Genomic DNA, 16,220 nt, shown 5'->3' on the forward strand with positions numbered 1-16,220 from the left:
CGGGTCGACGCGCCCACCCCTCTGTGCGACGGCCCGGTAATCATTTCGGCGCTCGTCTGTACAAAATGCCCCTGCCGGATTGAACCCCCGCCCCAGGGTACCGTCGGTTCGGGGTCGATATCCTCTACCGGACGATTTCCGCCACCGCCCTGACAGGCGATGCCTCAGCGCCGGAGATCCTGAGGGGGAAAAGATAGACCTTCAAAGATCGGTGCAACACTGTCTCGAGACCACGCATCGATTCCATGATCAGGATCTCTCTTTCCTGAAGGGCGCGGTGAACGCGGATATCTCCAACACTCATCACGTCAAATCCCCCGATGCGCACGCCTCGATCCGCAATCCATCGCATCTCGTCCACGGTAAAGGGTTGCGGCAGTGTCCGGCCTTGCTTCTCCTGAAACGGGTCGAGCCCCGTACAAACCAGCAGAATCGGTGCGTCGATGCCGCACTGTCCAATCTCTTCGCGCCGAATGGCTGCAGCCGGACCACAGAACACCTCGAGGGGATAGTCGCCGAGAGTCTTCCCGCCCGGTATGCTGTGCGCAGGAGCCTCGATATGGGTCCCGGCGTGGAGACTCATCCGGATGACGTGAGTGGTCCAGCCTTCCGCCGGCAGGTCCGGGGTCTCCAGAGCCCGTATCCGGGTCTCGGGATCTCCCGGGTAAACCGGCATACCCTCTTCAATCTCGAACGACAAATCGATCAGTGTCATCGCTATCTTTCTTCCGTCGCAACCCATGAACCAATCGGGTCCTTTCAATCGTCACTCCAAAAAACGGCGCCCTGGAGCAGGTATCGTTCGTAAACGGCAAGGCAAGTCCACCGCAGCATCAGGCAAAGTCGGGAAAGAACCGAGAACCGCATCCGATCCGGCTGCGTCGCCGGGCTCGAGCCGAACCGCCTTTGCCGTCGAGCACAGCGAGCCTTTTCCGTCCGCGCACAGGGGATTGTCAGGGAGGACCGACCCCCGCCTATTGGCCGAGGGCTTGACCTCCTGCTCAACAGCGTCTATAAAGAAGGACATTCTACGTTCACACGCCCTTCGCACCGCATTCCGGACTTGTCCCCAACAACCAGGACCTTCGACGTCCACCCTGAGCGGCGAGCGAGGGATAACTGTTTTTTTCAAACGCCGCTGCGCCTACCTGAGAAGGCGTTGCCAGGAGAATAATCGATGCCCTATCAGGTCGCACAGGAAATCGTCGCCCATTGCCCGAGCTGCAAGATGGATCTCATGCACATCATCGTCGCCCTCGACGGCCAGAAGATTGTTAGGGTCATCTGTCTGACATGCCACAAGGAACATGCTTACCACCGCCCGCATGAAGGTGCAACACCTGAATCGCGGGCGAAAAAGCTCAAAACCCCGGTCCGGAAACGGCCCGAGCCGGAATCCGCCAAATGGCAGGAACATTTGGCCAGGTATCCTGACACCACCCCCAAGGCCTATTCGATCCAGGGCACCTTTTGTGCGGGGGATGTCCTGGAACACCCGGCCTTCGGCATCGGTTTCGTGACCCGAATCGTCGAACCCGGCAAAATGGAGGTTCTTTTCCACGACGGATCGAAGCGGTTGGCCTTCGATCGCCGGTAAAACAGCCGGCCGGCGGCAATCTTCCCTTTTCTCTCACCGGTGCAGAGACCCAACCTGCCGCCTGATCGGCGGAGATGCAAACCGGTGACCCTCGTCCGCCAGGGCCACAGACCCCGACCCGTTCGGGACCATAAGGATGGGGAACGAGAAGATTGCATCCCGCATCGCACAACGGTGCCCCCTGGGTGAAGCAGTCCGCAGTGCAATGATTTTCGAGAGCTTCAGAGGGAATTCCGCATTTTTTCCCTGAAGACCCGGGATTCTCTTTTCGGACCGATCTTATGGAACCTCCGGATAAGGATAATAGGGACCCGGATGGTTTGACTTCCAGGTATGAACGTTTATATTGAATTGACTTGATCCGTTCGATATCGCGCCTGCGGAAATGGCGGCGAAGAGACCCAGGCCACCCGGCCCAATGGGTGGGCCCGGCATGGTCGAGCGGATCCGGCATCGAAGCCGGCCCAGGCTGAGGCGAAAGCCTTGCTGCACCGAATCCCCCGGCCGGCGGGCCGGATATTGAGGAGGACCATACGATGGATTGCACGACCGAACAAGATGGAATGCACTATGAAGGCAGCTGCATCCGGCCACCGAGCGAGGCTTACAGTATTCTGCTGCAGGTGACGACCGGTTGCTCCCACAACAAGTGCACCTTTTGCGGCACATACAAAGACAAGCGCTTCAAAATCAAAGACGACCAAATCATCCTGAGCGACATCCTGTTCGCCTCGAAATATATGAAGCGCCAGGACAAGGTCTTCCTGATGGATGGAGACGCCCTGATCATCCCCCAGAAACGCCTCATGTGGATCCTGGACCGGATCCGGGAGCACCTTCCCTGGGTAAAACGGATCGGGTCTTATGGAAACGCCAAGGGCATCAAGATGAAATCCCTGGAGGAGCTTGTCGCACTGCGTGAAAACGGCCTGGGAATCATTTACCTCGGGGTGGAAAGCGGCCACGATGAGACCCTGAAGAGGATATGCAAAGGGACGACGGCGCAGAACCTGATCGACATGGGCAGGAAGGTCAAGGAAGCCGGGATGAAGCTTTCCGTCACCGTCCTGCTCGGCATTGCCGGCCGGGAAAAATCCCTGGAGCACGCCCGCGCCACCGGCAGACTGCTAAGCGCCATGGATCCGGACTACATCGGCGCGCTCACCGTGATGCTCATTCCGGGAACCGTCTTGCACGAGGAATACCGGCAGGGCCGCTTCGAACTCCTCGATGAGCGTGAAACCCTCTTAGAGCTGCGCGAAATGATCGCCGAGACAAATCTGACGCGAGGGCTTTTCTTTTCAAACCACGCATCCAATTACCTGCCGGTCAGGGCCCGCCTGCCCCGCGGCAAACAGGAGGCTCTCGACACCATCGATGCGGCTCTGAAAGGAGAGGTTGGCTTGCGGCCGGAGTGGATGCGGGCCCTGTGAACATCCTTTTGATCTGATAACGGGTCGGTCTTCCTTCGGAAAGCGCCGTTTGGCCGTCCCAGGCACCGATCTTCACCCCGTTCGGGGCCTGTTCGGTTTTTGCTCTCGGACGGGGCGGGATGCGGACGATCATTCACGAACAGCCTATTCGAAGATGGCCTGCACGAAATCACGGGGGACAAAAGGCCTCAGATCGTCCATCTTCTCCCCTATGCCGATAAATTTGATGGGGATGCCGAGCTGTTTCGAGATACCCACCACAATCCCGCCTTTCGCGGTGCCATCGAGCTTGGTCAGGACGATGTGGGTCACCCCTACGGCCTCGTTGAAAAGCTCCGCCTGCGAGATGGCGTTCTGCCCCGTCGTGGCGTCCAGGACCAGCCAGACCTCGTGAGGGGCCCCGGGCAGTTTCTTGCCGATGACGCGGTTGATCTTCTGAAGCTCTTCCATCAGATTCGTCCGGGTGTGCAACCGCCCCGCCGTGTCGATCAACACCACATCCGCCTTGCGCGCGAGGCCCGCCGCCACGCCGTCGTAGGCGACCGCCGAGGGGTCGGCCCCTTTCTGCTGTTTGATCACGGGGACCCCCGCCCGCTCCCCCCAGATCGACAACTGCTCGACGGCTGCGGCGCGAAACGTGTCCGCCGCCACCAGCATCACCCCCTTCCCTTCGGTCCGAAAGCGATGCGCCGCCTTGGCGATAGTCGTCGTTTTGCCGACGCCGTTCACACCGACCACCATGATCACCAGCGGCTCACCGGACATCGGAGCACCGTGCGGCCGGAGTGGAACCTCCAGAAAGGACGAGATCATCTCCTTCAGGGCCTCCTTCAGCTTCTGGGGATCCTTCAGCTCCTTTCGGGCAACCTTCGCCTGCACCTCTTCGATCAACTCCTGGGTTGTCGCCACCCCGATATCGGATGTAAACAGGATCTCCTCCAGTTCCTCGAGGAGATCTTCGGTGATCTCTTTTTTTCCCAGAAACAGGCGGTCGAGCCTCCCGGTAAAACCGGTCCGGGTCCTGGAAAGCCCTTCCCTGAGCCTCGAAAAAAAGCCTTGCTCGTCCACCGGCCGCGGCGCGTGAACACGGTTCTCCGCGACTGCGTCCCGCTGGTCAGGAGGTTGATCCTTATGGTCTTGTTTCTTCGAAAAAAATTTGAGCATGGTTGTTCAAGCCTCTTGCCTATGCCTCAATTAATTTCCATGAGTTTCCAACCCGGAAAGGGGTTTTTTTGCCAATCGCGCCTGGAAAACCGCCCGAACGACCGCAACGGCCAGCGACGCCGCAACGACACCGCAGGCAAAGGCCCGCTCAGGCGTCCATCGATTCAATGCCGTCCGACCCTCTCCAAATCCACGGACACAAGCTTCGATATCCCGGCCTGCTCCATGGTCACACCGAACAGCCGGTCACTGATGGACATGCTCTTCCGGCTGTGCGTCACCATGATGATCTGCGAAGCGCGCTTGATCTCGAGCAGCAGATGATTGAACCGGTCGACGTTCGTTTCGTCCAGGGGTGCATCCACTTCGTCCAGAAGGCAAAAAGGACTGGGTTTGATCATGTAGATGGCGAAGATCAGGGCCATCGCCACCAGGGCCTTCTCTCCGCCCGAAAGGAGCCCCATGTGGCTCAACCGCTTGCCCGGAGGCCTCACCTCCACCAGGACACCGCTTTCGAGCGGCCGTTCCTCGTCGGTGAGCTTCAAACCGGCTTCCCCGCCGTTGAACAGGATCGGAAAGATCTCCTTCAGTTTGGCGTCGACCTGTTCAAACGTCTCGCGGAACCTCTCGAGCGAGGTCCGGTTGATCTTCCGGATGGCTGCCCTGAGGGAGTCGATGGACTGGATCAGGTCTTGCCGCTGCCCCTGGATGAAGTCATACCGTTCCTTCAGGGCCTCATACTCCCTGATGGCCACGAGGTTCACTTCTCCGAGGGCAAGGCGACGCGCCTTTTTCTCTTTGATCTCGTTCTCGAGGTCGGTCTTCGAAACCGCCTCCCGCAGGTGGCCCCTGAAAACAGCGGACAGATCCAGGTTGAAATTCTCCAGGATCTTTTCCACGAGGGCCTGCATCTGAAGGCGGATCTCGGAATGGGCCATCCGGAGACGGTTGATCCGTTCCCTGAGGTCCTGTATCTCACCCCTGATTCGCCCGGCGGCGGCCTCCACAGCCTTCATTTCCTCCAGGAGCGCCAGAAACGCGCGCTCCTTCTCCTCCATCCAGCCCTGCATCTCGCGCAGATCCGCATAGGCGAAACCGAGTTCACGGGCCACCGCCGTGCGTCTTTCTTCGGCCAGCGCCTTCTTTTCGAGGCCTTCGGCCAGCGCCTCATCGATGCGCGCCAGCCGGCCGGCGGCCTCTTGCGCGTAGGCATCCAACCGCTCGATGTCGCGCAGGATCCCCCTCCGCTCCTCCCGCCAGAGCCGATCGTCGCTCTCCGCCTGTGCGAGGGCATCCTTCAGCCGCTCGACCTCTTCCGCAGCCGCCTCGACCTCCGCTTCCTTCTCCCTGAAAGCCGCTTCCTCCCGAGCCTGGCGGGCGGTGCACAAATCCAGGGCCGCCTTGACCTTATCGAGTTCCGCCTGGTGCCTTATCCGCTCCTTGTCCTTCCGCTCGAGGTCCTCGTTCACCCTTTCGGACATATTCTGCAGTTGATCGACTTCCTGGCTCAGCCGGAAGACTGCCTTGTCCAGCTCATTGCGCTCATCACGCAGGTCCCACCTGCGCTCCTCGAGGGCCTCGACGGCCAGGCGCCGGTCTTCGATCTCCGATTCGATCTGTTCGAGGCGCCCTTTCAGATTCTCCACGCGGGTGCGCCCCGCGTCGACCGTCGCCTTCAACTCCACCACTTCCCGTTTGCGCGCGAGCAGCCCTTGTGTGACCCGCGAAAGGCGTCCCCCGCTGATAACGCCCCGCGCATCCACCATGTCCCCGTCGACCGTCACGAAACAGCAATCTTTCCCGTTGGCCTTCCAGGCCTTGAGAGCGGTTTCGAGGTCATCCACCACCAGCGTCCGTCCAAGCAGCGTGCCAAAGAGCGGTGCGTATTTTTCGGGGCAGGAGATGAAGCTCATCAGGGGACGGGCGCCGGGATAGGTCTTGCGACCGTTGCCGTCCGCCCCGTTCAGGTCCTCGATCGGTACGAAACTGCTCCGCCCGCGGTCCTCTTTCTTGAGATACTCGATCGCCTGCCGCCCGTCTTCCTGCGTCGCAACGATCACGGACTGGAGATTATCGGCCAACACCGCCTCCACCGCCTGTTCGTAGCGCGGCTGGACATCGATCATATCAGCGACCAGACCGAGAATCCTGCCTTCTCTCTGCAAAACGAGGTCCTGCGCGCGCATGATGGTTCGCACACCCTTCCGGTACCCCTCGTAATTGTCGAGAAGCGTCTGGAGACTCCCCAGCCGGGTCTGGGAAACCGTCCATTCCTTTTCGGCCGACCTGAACTCCGCCTCTACTCGCCTTCCGACCTGCTTCAGCTCATCCAGAAGTTCAGACTCCCCGGCGATGGCATCCTCGATCTCGTCCAGCCGCTCCGCGACGGCTTCCCGCGCAAGCGCCCGCGTCTCGGAGGCCGTCATAACCCTTTCCATCTTCTCCTTCAGAGCGGCCCTTTCCACCCCCAGTCGCGAGCGACGATCGACGATCTGGGCAATCATCTTCTCCAGGTAGCCCGACTCCTGGCTCAGGCCCGCCCGCCGTTTGTCCCGGGACAGGATCTCCTCCCGCGCCGCTTCGAACTCGGCTTTGAGCGTTTGGAACGCCTCCCGGCGCGCCTTCAACCGGTTGCGGCGAAGGACGAGTTCCTGCTCCAACTCACCCCCGGCAAGGCGTTTTTCCTCCGCGCTCCGCTCGAGGGTCTGCCGCTCTAGGGCCAATTCCGTGCAGCGCCGCTCGATGTCGGCCTTTTCCTGCAGGAGACGTTCGCCCATCTCATTCTGCACCCGGATCTCGGACCCGAGGGACTCCTGGAAGGATTCCTGCCGGTGGACCATCTCTTTCAAGGCATCATGGCGGCGCCTGAGATCCTTGAGCGCCATTTCGGCCTCCTGCTTCATCCCCTCGAGCGCCGCCGTCTCGGCATCGGCCCGGGCAAGCGCCGCTGTCCGTTCGATTTCCTGTTCGGCCAGGCCTTCGGTGGCCCGGAGACGATCTTCCAGTTCACCGAGCATCTGCTGATAGGCGTTGGACGCCAAGGTCAGTTCGAGTTCGCCGATCTCTTCCGAGATCTCCTTGTAGCGCCTTGCCTTGGCCGCCTGGCGCTGGAGGGAGCGCATCTGCCGCTCCACCTCGCCAAGGACATCCTCGACCCGCCGCAGGTTCTCCTCGGTGAGTTCTATCTTTTTCCCCGTCACCTCCACCTGCCTGCGGAACTTGGTAATTCCCGCGGCCTCTTCGAGCATCACCCGGGTCTCCTCCGGCCGCTGCTCCAGGATGTTGCCGATCCGCCCCTGACCGATGATGGAGTAAGCCTTATTGCCAAGGCCGGTATCCATGAACAGCTCCTGTATGTCTTTCAGCCGGCAGGCGGCGCCGTTGATGAGATATTCGCTCTCGCCGGAACGGTAAAGCCTCCTGGTGACAGCGATCTCCGGATCATGCCGGAAGGCCGGATGGATCACAGCCCCGTCCTCGTTGTCGAAAAGCAGAGACACATCGGCCATCCCAAAGGCCTTGTAATCGCCGGCCCCGTTGAAAATCACGTCCTCCATGCGCAGGCCACGCAGCTGTCTGGGGCTCTGCTCCCCCATGCACCAGCGGATGGCGTCGATGATGTTGCTCTTTCCACAGCCGTTCGGCCCCACCACCCCGCTGATCCCTTTCGGGAAAGCGATGTCGACCCTGTCCATAAAGGACTTGAATCCGCGGATGGAGAGCTTCTTGATACGCATGTGCGCCTCCTGTAAGGCCGATACCTCCTTCAGACGGAGCAGTACATCAGCAGGAAATGGCTATCGGTTTGATTTTATAGCCTATCTGAGCTCCGTTGTAAAGAAGAAATACCATATCCTGTGGCGGACAGGCACACAAAAGGCAATATATAGTATCTAGAGACCCTGCTCGACAGATAAATCGATTTGCCAAAGAACGCGGGTTCATGGTATGAAGCGGTGATGTTTCACATGAAACATGCACCCACCGCCGATTCCATCACACCAGGAGACGAAACCATGGCAGAGGAAGTCACGAGACCCGAAGACATGAGCAAGGAAGACCTGGCCCGGTTCGTGCTGGATATCTTCCACCGCATAGCCGTTCATCACACGCTCTGGCTCAGGGAAGTAGAGCATCAGATGGGTATGCCCAAGGCCCTGGCCGTCCTGGGAACGGCCTACAAAGAGAGCTATGCGGTGCAAATGAAGCGGCTTGCCAAACTGTTCAACTTCGACCTTGTAGATGGGATACCCAAGCCTCTTCTGGAACGCTCCCGGGAAGAACTCCTCGAGGCTGCGGACGAAGTCTCCAAGAACTGGCTCGCCAACGACGGCCTCTGGTTTCAGGCCGTCGAGTTCGCCCACGGGATGAACGACGCCAAGCGCTGCAACGACTCCTGCTGGACGCGTTACTCGCCCTTCGAGGCCTGGTCCATCCGCAACCTGCTTCAACTGCCCGAGCGTCCGGGGCTGGAGGGATTGAAGACGGCCCTGCACTTTCGCACCTACGCCCGGGTAAACGTTCAAACCATCATCGACGAGGGGCCACAAAGCTTCGTCTTCCAGATGAATGACTGCCGCGTTCAGTCGGCCCGCAAACGCAAAGGCCTGGACGACTACCCGTGCACATCGGTCGGACTGGTCGAATACACCTATTTCGCCGAGGCCATCGATCCCCGGATCAAGACCGAGTGCCTCGGCTGTCCGCCGGGTCCACACCCCGAGGAATGGTATTGCGCCTGGCGCTTCAGCCTGGAAAACGCCTCATGAGTCCTCTCCGGCTGAAAGGCCTTGGCATAGCGAAGCGCCAGGCCTGACGACCCGGGCGGCATCCAGGCCCTGAATGGAAAGGCCGGACCTTTTCAGGTGAGAAACCCGGCTTCCATCCACGCTCGGGCAAAGCTGCCGGAAGGTGACAAGCGTGGGTCAAAAGCCCTTCTTCGATCAGGAAAAACCCTCCCGTCCGACGCGGACGGCGGCGACAGCCCTGTGCTACCCGAAGAGCACTTCGAAGAGTTCCTGAATCGATCGCACCCCCGTCAGCTGCATATCCTCCACCGGCTGAGGCCCTTCGAGATTGCTGCGGGACAGGCAGCAGCGGCCGAAGCCGAGCTTTCGCGCCTCACGGATGCGCAGGTCGGGCTGATTCACGCCGCGCACTTCTCCCGCCAAACCGACCTCTCCAAAAAAGACCCAGTCCTGGGGCACCGGACGGTCCAGAAAACTCGACATCAGGGCTGAAACGAGTCCAAGATCTGCAGCCGGCTCGTCCACCCGCAGACCGCCGGCGACATTGACGAAGATATCCTGCTCCGCCAGCTGCATCCCCAGACGCTTTTCGAGCACCGCCACCAGCAGCGCGATGCGATGCTGATCCATGCCCGAAGCCGTTCGCCGCGCCACCCCGAACGAGCTTGGCCCCACAAGCGCCTGAATTTCGACCAGCAGCGGCCGCGTCCCCTCCAGACACGGAAACACAACGGATCCGGACGTATTCTCCGGCCGCTCCTCCAAAAAGATGCGGGACGGGTTTCCGACTTCGCAGAGGCCGGCGTCCTTCATCTCGAAGACGCCGATCTCGTTGCAGGGTCCGTAACGGTTCTTCACCGCCCGGAGGATACGGTAGAGATGCCCGCGATCCCCTTCGAAATACAGGACCGTGTCCACCAGGTGCTCCAGGACCTTCGGGCCCGCTATGGCCCCTTCCTTGGTGACATGCCCGATCAGGAAAACCGGGATGCCGGATCCCTTCGCCAGGTCCATCAGGCGCACGGCCGCATCCCGCACCTGGCCGACGCTCCCGGGCGCGGCCCCCAGATCCTGAGAATAAACGGTCTGGATCGAATCGACGGCGAGGAGCGCCGGCTTCAGCTCTCCAACCCGGTCGAGCAGTTCGTCCATACACGTCCCTGTCAGGACAAAAAGCTGATCCGCCCGGATCCCGAGCCGGTCGGCCCTCAGCCTGATCTGTTGGGCCGATTCCTCCCCTGAAAAATACAGGGTGGCGAGTCCCGCTTCGGCCAGCCGTGCAAGGATCTGCAGGATCAGCGTCGACTTTCCGATCCCGGGCTCACCCCCGATCAGGATCACCGAACCCGGCACCACACCTCCCCCGAGCGTGCGGTCGAACTCGGGGATGCCTGTGACATAACGCATCTCCCTCTCGAGAGAAATAGACCCGATCGGCTCCGGCCGCCCCATGGACGACCGGCGTCCCCCCGAGCGGCCCGCCGCCCCCCCCGCCTCGGTCTCCTCCACAAGGCTGTCCCAGGATCCGCAATCCGGGCAGCGCCCGAGCCATTTGGGCGCCTGATAGCCGCAGCTGCGGCAGACAAAAAGATGCTTCGTTTTTCCTGCTCCCATGATGAACACCCATCCCGAAATGATTTTGGCCGTCTGCGCGCTTCTCGACCGGCAGCACCGGATGGAAGCGGCCCTGAAAGAGGCCGAAGCCGGTACGCTATCACTCCCACTCAAAAAAACCAAAAAACGCATGAGCCAGGCCTTCGAAGATCTCCTCCGTCCTTTTCCTTCCGCACCGATCGATCTTGAAGAGAATGGCTTTCCTCCGGGATCATCAAATTTCCGGGACCATGCCATCCCCTCCAAAACCCCGCGACGACGGCGCTGCCGAATCCGGAATCGTGCGCACGGCCTACGACCGGAGGCCCGCAGGCACGGCGCGGATCGGGCCGTGAGCAGGCCCCCGCTCCAAACGCCTCCCATAATAGGTCCGTATCGACAACCTCCCCTTTCGAACGGTGCAGACCACAGCGCCGTCCCGATCCGTTCGAAACACCTCGCACTCTCTGCCGGAAAGGCTTGCAAGGGTGCGCGCAGCCGGAAAATCGTCGCCGGGGCCGCACGAAATGATGCATACCCGAGGGCAAACGCAATCCAGAAAGGCATCAGAGCTCGATGTAGCGCTCCCATGATGCGGTGAAAGAAGCACATCGCTCCTCAGGGCCTCCCTGCGGCGCCCGGTGAGGACCGCCTCAGCCGGCCCTTCGATGTCTCCCGGAAACAGAAAAACGAACCCCTGATAGGACAGCCTCAAAACGACGGAGCGGTTATTGAGGCCAAGGCCGGTCAGTTCCGGAGCCATCCCGTCTTTCCCCGGCTGAAGCGCCTCCACATGAACCCCGTTTATCGTCACCGCGTCCGGCCCGGCCGGCGGAAGACGCACGCAGACCAGCTCCTCCTCCAGGGTATCCATGAGCTGCTCGTAAAGGGCGTTGCCTGCACGGTCTCCGTTATACCAAAATTCGGCGGGTGAGAAGGATGTCGCGATAAAAGGGAACCCCCCCATATGATCCGCTTCCGGGTGGCTCAGGACCAGGTAATCGACCTGACCGATCTTCGCCTGCCACAGAAAGGGCGCCACCACCATTCGTCCGACATCGAAAGTTCCTCCGCTGAAACCGCCCCCGTCAATCAGCATCTTTTTCCCTTGGGGGAACTCGATCAAAGCGGCGTTGCCCTGCCCTACGTCCAGATAGGTGATGCGCAGATCGTCGTTGAAATGGACCCGTTTGATCCAATAGACGGCGTCGAACAAGCCCAGAAGAGCGACGAGCACGGCCAGCCGCTTCGCCCAGGGACTTCGCCGAAAAAAATAGAGGGACAGCACCCCCATATAAAAAAGGAGGATCTCAAACCCGTTGGGGGTGGGCAGCCACACACCCGCCGACGGGAGATCCGCCCAGAAACGGACTAGCCACAGCACAGCCGTCTGCCCCCAGGCGGACATCTCGACCAAAACGCCGGCCGCCCCCTCCCAAACTGGAAACACAAAGGCCCCGAGCAGCCCCAATGGAAGCACCCAGCATCCCAGGATGGGAACCGCCGAAAGATTGGCGGGGACCGCCACCAGGGAGAGGCGATGGAAATAATGGACCGTCAGGGGCATCAAGAACAGGGTGGCGCACAGAGAAACCAGCATGAGTCCGACAAAATACCCTTGCAACCGTCGAAACACCGCCCCCTCAAAACCCCTTCGAGGCGCATCGAGACGCAGCCTCTCGGTGAGAAGAGGCATGAACCACAAGAGGCCGACGACCGCCCCGAAGGAAAGCTGAAAGGAGATGGAAAAGAGGGCGTGCGGGTCCACAGCGAGAATGATCAGAGCAGCCAGCGCCAGGGTCGACCACATATCCCGCGATCGGCCCCAGATCCCGGCCACCAGAAAAATCAGGACCATCAGGACAGCCCGCTGGGCCGACACCTGAAAGCCAGCCATCGCAAGATACACGAAGAGCGTGAGAGCCGTCACCGCCGCAGCCGGAATACGGACCGGGACACGGAGGGCCAGATGACGGGAATAGAGCAGTACCCGGCGCATGCCAAAAAAGGCGAAACCCGCCAGCAAGCCCATATGCAGCCCGGAGACGGCGAGGATATGGGCCAGACCGCTCACGTTGAAGCAGTCCTGCATCTCCTGATCCACGGCGCTTCGATCCCCCAGGAGGACCGCCTGCGAAAACGCCGCCGTCCGCTGATCGAGGCGTCCGGTCAACAGGCTGCGAAAACGTGCCCGCTGTTCTTCAAAAAACGTCGTCACGCCGGGCAAATGCCCTCTTCCGAGCGGCACCACCAAACGGCCGTCCGAGACCATAGCGCGGCAGCTGAACCCCTGACAGGCCATGTTCCCTGCGTAATCATACGCGCCCGGGTTCGCAAAATTACGAAAAAGCCGCAGCCGGGCAGGCACGTGAACCCTGTCCCCGGCCCTCAATGGAACCGCGTTCGCGTAAATGGACACGAGAACCTTCTCATCGGCTCTCAGAGCGGTCCGGCCGACCACGACCCGATCGACGTCCAGAGCGAACCGGCTGCGCCCATCTTCGACGCTGACAGGGTTCAAGACCGTCCCAGCCAGGCCGACCTCCGGCTCCTGGGAGGCCAAGTCATCGAGCATCGACACAGGACGATGGACAACCTCGATCAAGGCAGCGGCCATCATGACGGACGCGAGCAGAAACGTGACGCGCCGGCCCTTCGTGGAAAGAAGGGTCATGGCCAGAAAACCGGCTGCCGCCCCTCCCAGAACCGCCGTGTAGATCACGCCGGGGACCTGGAGCCGATGCCCGATCCAGATGCCCGCCACCCATGCACAGAGAATGGGAACAAGCGGCCGGCGCATCGTTCATTCTTTCTCGCGCCAGATCGCAGCGCCCAAACCCCGAAACTTCACATCCAGGTCTTCGTAGCCCCTGTCGAGGTGATAGATCCGGCTGACCTCGGTCCGCCCTTCTTCGGCCACCAGGCCCGCCAGCACCAGGCAGGCACTGGCGCGCAGGTCGGTTGCCATGACCGGGGCCGCCGAGAGACGCTCCCTCCCCCTGACAAGCGCCTGGTTGCCATTGATTTCGATGTCGGCGCCCATGCGCTTGAGCTCGCTCACGTGTATGAAACGATTCTCGAAAATCGTCTCACGGATGAGGCTCGATCCCCGGGCGACGCACATCAGGGCCATGAACTGCGCCTGCAGATCGGTCGCGAAACCCGGGAAGGGCATCGTCTTGATATCCACCCCGCGGATCTCCTCCGAGCCCTGGACCCTGATGCACCCCGGAACGATCTCCACAAGTGCCCCTGCAGCCTTGAGTTTTTCTATCAGGGCGCCGACGTGTTCGGGCCGGCAGCCGCAGATCGACACGTCCCCTCCCGTCATGGCCGCCGCAATCATGAATGTCCCGGTCTCGATACGATCCGGAATGATGGTATGTTCGACGGCTCTCAGGCTCTTCACCCCTTCGACGGTAATGACATCCCCGCCGTCTCCTTCGATCTGCGCCCCCATCGCGCGCAGAAGATCCGCCAGATCCCGCACCTCGGGTTCGTTGGCCGCATTGCGCAGAACGGTCCGCCCGTCAGCCAGGACTGCGGCCATCATGATATTCTCGGTCCCCGTCACCGTCGGGATGTCAAAAAAGATGTCGGCCCCCTTCAGCCGGCTGGCCGAAGCATGAATATACCCCTGATCGAGATGCATGTCGGCGCCCATGGCCACCAGGGCCCGCAAATGCAGATTGACCGGACGGGCACCAATGGCGCATCCTCCAGGCAGGGAAATCCTGGCCCTCCCCTGCCTGGCCAGGAGCGGACCGAGAAGCAGGATCGATGCCCGCATCGTCCTCACGAGATCGTAGGGCGCCTCGTACCCGCTCAACCCAGAGGCGTCCACCCCCAGGAAATTTCCTCCCTCCTCGAAGCGAACCCCCAATTGCTGCATAATCTTGACGATCGTGGAAATATCCCGCAGCCGTGGAACATTTCGCAGAATATGCCGCCCGCCGCCGAGAAGACAGCCTGCTATAATCGGAAGGGCAGCGTTCTTCGATCCACTCACGGAAACCGCCCCTCGCAGGGGGCGGCCGCCTTCTATCACCATCTTATCCATTCTTCTTTCCTCATGTTTCAGCACAGCCGCCAGACGGCCCTGAACCAGCCTCTCTCATGACCACCTCCAAACCAGCGCAACCTTCCCCGACAACCAGAACCCTTCTTCACCCTGAAACGGGCTTTTTGGATGGAGACGAACGGATTTTCGTCCCGAAATGATGATCCGGCACTACAAATCATCCACTCCGGACACCGGAATCTTTGGCCAATATCAAGGAAATCCAGCGGTTGTGCGGCGGCCTACAGGCCGCCGCACAACCAAACCATACAGATTGACGCCAAGATTGGCAAAAAAGGCCGTTTCCGGAGGGAAAAGAACTTCAAACCGATGGGTCGGCGAAGCCATTTCCCGAGGTACATCGCCAGCGGCACCGCGCCGCTGGAAAACGCTGCGGCGGAACCGGCCCGGACCTCTTCCTCTTTTCGATTTGCACCCGGCTTCCACCACAAGCGACTTCCCTCGACCCCAAGCAGGTGGACATCCTCCATCCCGTCCTCACTCAGATGCGAACGCCTTACGGTTTATAACAATTGTTTTTACCGGTCAACAAAGATAGACTGTGAAAGAGGTGAGATATGCGATTCGTCGCGGACAGCATGCTCGGCAGCCTCGCCAAATGGCTGAGGGTGCTCGGTTTCGATACCATCTATCGATCGAGATACACGCCCGGGTTTCCGGCTGACTTTCCCATGGAGGATCGGATCCTCCTTTCGAGGCAGCGAGCGCGCGTGGCAGGCCGCCCGAATGGCTTGCTTATCCGGGCCGAGCGCGCCGGGCCTCAACTGAGGGAAGTGTGCGATGCCCTCGGGATCGATCCCCCGCCATCCCAGTGGTTCAGCCGCTGCATCCGGTGCAACGTCCTTCTGATGCCCGCTTCGGATGATGCCTCCCAAACGGTGCCCGACTATGTCTACACCATTCACCATGGAGCCATCCGCTTCTGTCCGGTCTGCCGGCGCTGTTTCTGGCCCGGAACTCACCGTGAAAGGATGCTGTTGCAGCTTGCGGCCTGGGGCTTTGCCGCAGCGTGACGGATGCAGTTTTGCTGGAAACGGCACTCTCGCTGGAAAGATTCCCTTGAAAAGAGCGGTTTTTGTGCTAAACTGAAGCTCGTTCGATGGGTCGCAGCTTTGTCCGCACGCTTTGTATAATATGCTGGAGCCATACTCCAACCATCCTCGGCGGGAAAGGAGGTGGTCACTTTTTTCAGGTCTTCTGGTCGGCGCTAACCTTCACATCATAGGAAAGGAGACACGAAATGGCTGGGAGCACTTATAAAATTATCGAGTTGGTGGGCACGAGCGATGTGTCCTGGGAAGAGGCGGCCAAGACCGCCCTCGAAACCGCCGGTTCATCGCTGCGGGATCTTCGGATCGCTGAAATCATCAAACTGGATGTTACCGTGGAAAACGGAAAGATTACATCCTATCGGGCGAGGCTGAACGTTTCTTTTAAATATACCAAAGACTAGGCGGATTCTGTCCTGCAATGCATCTTGAACACCGGCGCGGTTCAGTCCAGAAACGACAACCAGGCTCGAAGAAATCGTCCGGAAAATCGAAGGTGCGGGCCTCCTGATCGCCGCACAGGCGTCTTCGCAGCGTCACCGGAACAAAGGGCCC

The 16,220-nt window shown here is 60.5% G+C and carries 11 protein-coding genes; 5 read left to right on the forward strand and 6 right to left on the reverse strand.

What is annotated here, in order from left to right:
- Window positions 1–124: 124 nt before the first annotated feature.
- Window positions 125–715 carry a cyclase family protein gene (locus ACZ500_RS18310; RefSeq protein ID WP_464228881.1) on the reverse strand — a complete coding sequence of 197 codons (591 nt, stop codon included), beginning with the start codon at window positions 713–715 and terminating at the stop codon, window positions 125–127.
- A gap of 462 nt (window positions 716–1,177) precedes the next feature.
- Here ACZ500_RS18310 and ACZ500_RS18315 point away from each other — a divergent pair, with 462 nt between their 5' ends.
- Both ACZ500_RS18315 and ACZ500_RS18320 read left to right on the forward strand, forming a co-directional pair.
- On the forward strand, window positions 1,178–1,597 hold the full coding sequence (locus tag ACZ500_RS18315; RefSeq protein WP_464228882.1) for a hypothetical protein: 420 nt from the start codon (window positions 1,178–1,180) through the stop codon (window positions 1,595–1,597).
- Between the two features lie 563 nt (window positions 1,598–2,160).
- Window positions 2,161–3,030: a radical SAM protein gene (locus ACZ500_RS18320; RefSeq protein WP_464233080.1), complete on the forward strand. Its 870-nt coding sequence runs from the start codon at window positions 2,161–2,163 to the stop codon at window positions 3,028–3,030.
- A gap of 144 nt (window positions 3,031–3,174) precedes the next feature.
- On the opposite strand, the gene ftsY is transcribed toward ACZ500_RS18320, so the two are convergent.
- Together ftsY and smc are read right to left on the reverse strand one after the other, a co-directional pair.
- Window positions 3,175–4,194: a signal recognition particle-docking protein FtsY gene (ftsY, locus tag ACZ500_RS18325; RefSeq protein ID WP_464228883.1), complete on the reverse strand. Its 1,020-nt coding sequence runs from the start codon at window positions 4,192–4,194 to the stop codon at window positions 3,175–3,177.
- Between the two features lie 164 nt (window positions 4,195–4,358).
- Entirely contained in the window at window positions 4,359–7,931 is a 3,573-nt protein-coding gene (gene smc, locus ACZ500_RS18330; RefSeq protein ID WP_464228884.1) for a chromosome segregation protein SMC, read from the reverse strand.
- 279 nt (window positions 7,932–8,210) lie between these two features.
- On the opposite strand from smc, the gene ACZ500_RS18335 reads away from it, so the two are divergent.
- Window positions 8,211–8,963, forward strand: coding sequence for a DUF6125 family protein (locus tag ACZ500_RS18335; RefSeq protein ID WP_464228885.1), 753 nt, complete (start codon window positions 8,211–8,213; stop codon window positions 8,961–8,963).
- A gap of 222 nt (window positions 8,964–9,185) precedes the next feature.
- On the opposite strand, the gene radA is transcribed toward ACZ500_RS18335, so the two are convergent.
- From radA to murA, 3 genes are all read right to left on the reverse strand, one after another.
- Window positions 9,186–10,556 (reverse strand): DNA repair protein RadA, encoded by a 1,371-nt coding sequence (gene radA / locus ACZ500_RS18340; RefSeq protein WP_464228886.1) that lies wholly within the window; start codon window positions 10,554–10,556, stop codon window positions 9,186–9,188.
- A gap of 292 nt (window positions 10,557–10,848) precedes the next feature.
- Window positions 10,849–13,335, reverse strand: a complete 2,487-nt coding sequence (locus ACZ500_RS18345; RefSeq protein WP_464228887.1) for a DNA internalization-related competence protein ComEC/Rec2 — start codon at window positions 13,333–13,335, stop codon at window positions 10,849–10,851.
- 3 nt (window positions 13,336–13,338) lie between these two features.
- Window positions 13,339–14,595 (reverse strand): UDP-N-acetylglucosamine 1-carboxyvinyltransferase, encoded by a 1,257-nt coding sequence (gene murA / locus ACZ500_RS18350; RefSeq protein ID WP_464228889.1) that lies wholly within the window; start codon window positions 14,593–14,595, stop codon window positions 13,339–13,341.
- A 578-nt stretch (window positions 14,596–15,173) separates the two neighbouring features.
- Between murA and ACZ500_RS18355 the strand changes: the two genes are divergently transcribed.
- A complete protein-coding gene (locus ACZ500_RS18355; protein WP_464228890.1) occupies window positions 15,174–15,629 on the forward strand; it encodes a Mut7-C RNAse domain-containing protein in 456 nt (151 codons plus the stop codon).
- 227 nt (window positions 15,630–15,856) lie between these two features.
- Window positions 15,857–16,069 carry a dodecin family protein gene (locus tag ACZ500_RS18360; RefSeq protein ID WP_464228891.1) on the forward strand — a complete coding sequence of 71 codons (213 nt, stop codon included), beginning with the start codon at window positions 15,857–15,859 and terminating at the stop codon, window positions 16,067–16,069.
- Window positions 16,070–16,220 lie beyond the last annotated feature (151 nt).

The sequence above is a fragment of the Desulfatiglans parachlorophenolica genome (genome assembly GCF_055394735.1).

Bases quoted from the DNA above. Each gene is read 5' to 3' on its own strand.
- ACZ500_RS18310 (WP_464228881.1), bottom strand. From the start codon at position 715: ATGACACTGATCGATTTGTCGTTCGAGATTGAAGAGGGTATGCCGGTT.
- ACZ500_RS18315 (WP_464228882.1), top strand. From the start codon at position 1,178: ATGCCCTATCAGGTCGCACAGGAAATCGTCGCCCATTGCCCGAGCTGC.
- ACZ500_RS18320 (WP_464233080.1), top strand. From the start codon at position 2,161: ATGCACTATGAAGGCAGCTGCATCCGGCCACCGAGCGAGGCTTACAGT.
- ftsY (WP_464228883.1), bottom strand. From the start codon at position 4,194: ATGCTCAAATTTTTTTCGAAGAAACAAGACCATAAGGATCAACCTCCT.
- smc (WP_464228884.1), bottom strand. From the start codon at position 7,931: ATGCGTATCAAGAAGCTCTCCATCCGCGGATTCAAGTCCTTTATGGAC.
- ACZ500_RS18335 (WP_464228885.1), top strand. From the start codon at position 8,211: ATGGCAGAGGAAGTCACGAGACCCGAAGACATGAGCAAGGAAGACCTG.
- radA (WP_464228886.1), bottom strand. From the start codon at position 10,556: ATGGGAGCAGGAAAAACGAAGCATCTTTTTGTCTGCCGCAGCTGCGGC.
- ACZ500_RS18345 (WP_464228887.1), bottom strand. From the start codon at position 13,335: ATGCGCCGGCCGCTTGTTCCCATTCTCTGTGCATGGGTGGCGGGCATC.
- murA (WP_464228889.1), bottom strand. From the start codon at position 14,595: ATGGATAAGATGGTGATAGAAGGCGGCCGCCCCCTGCGAGGGGCGGTT.
- ACZ500_RS18355 (WP_464228890.1), top strand. From the start codon at position 15,174: ATGCGATTCGTCGCGGACAGCATGCTCGGCAGCCTCGCCAAATGGCTG.
- ACZ500_RS18360 (WP_464228891.1), top strand. From the start codon at position 15,857: ATGGCTGGGAGCACTTATAAAATTATCGAGTTGGTGGGCACGAGCGAT.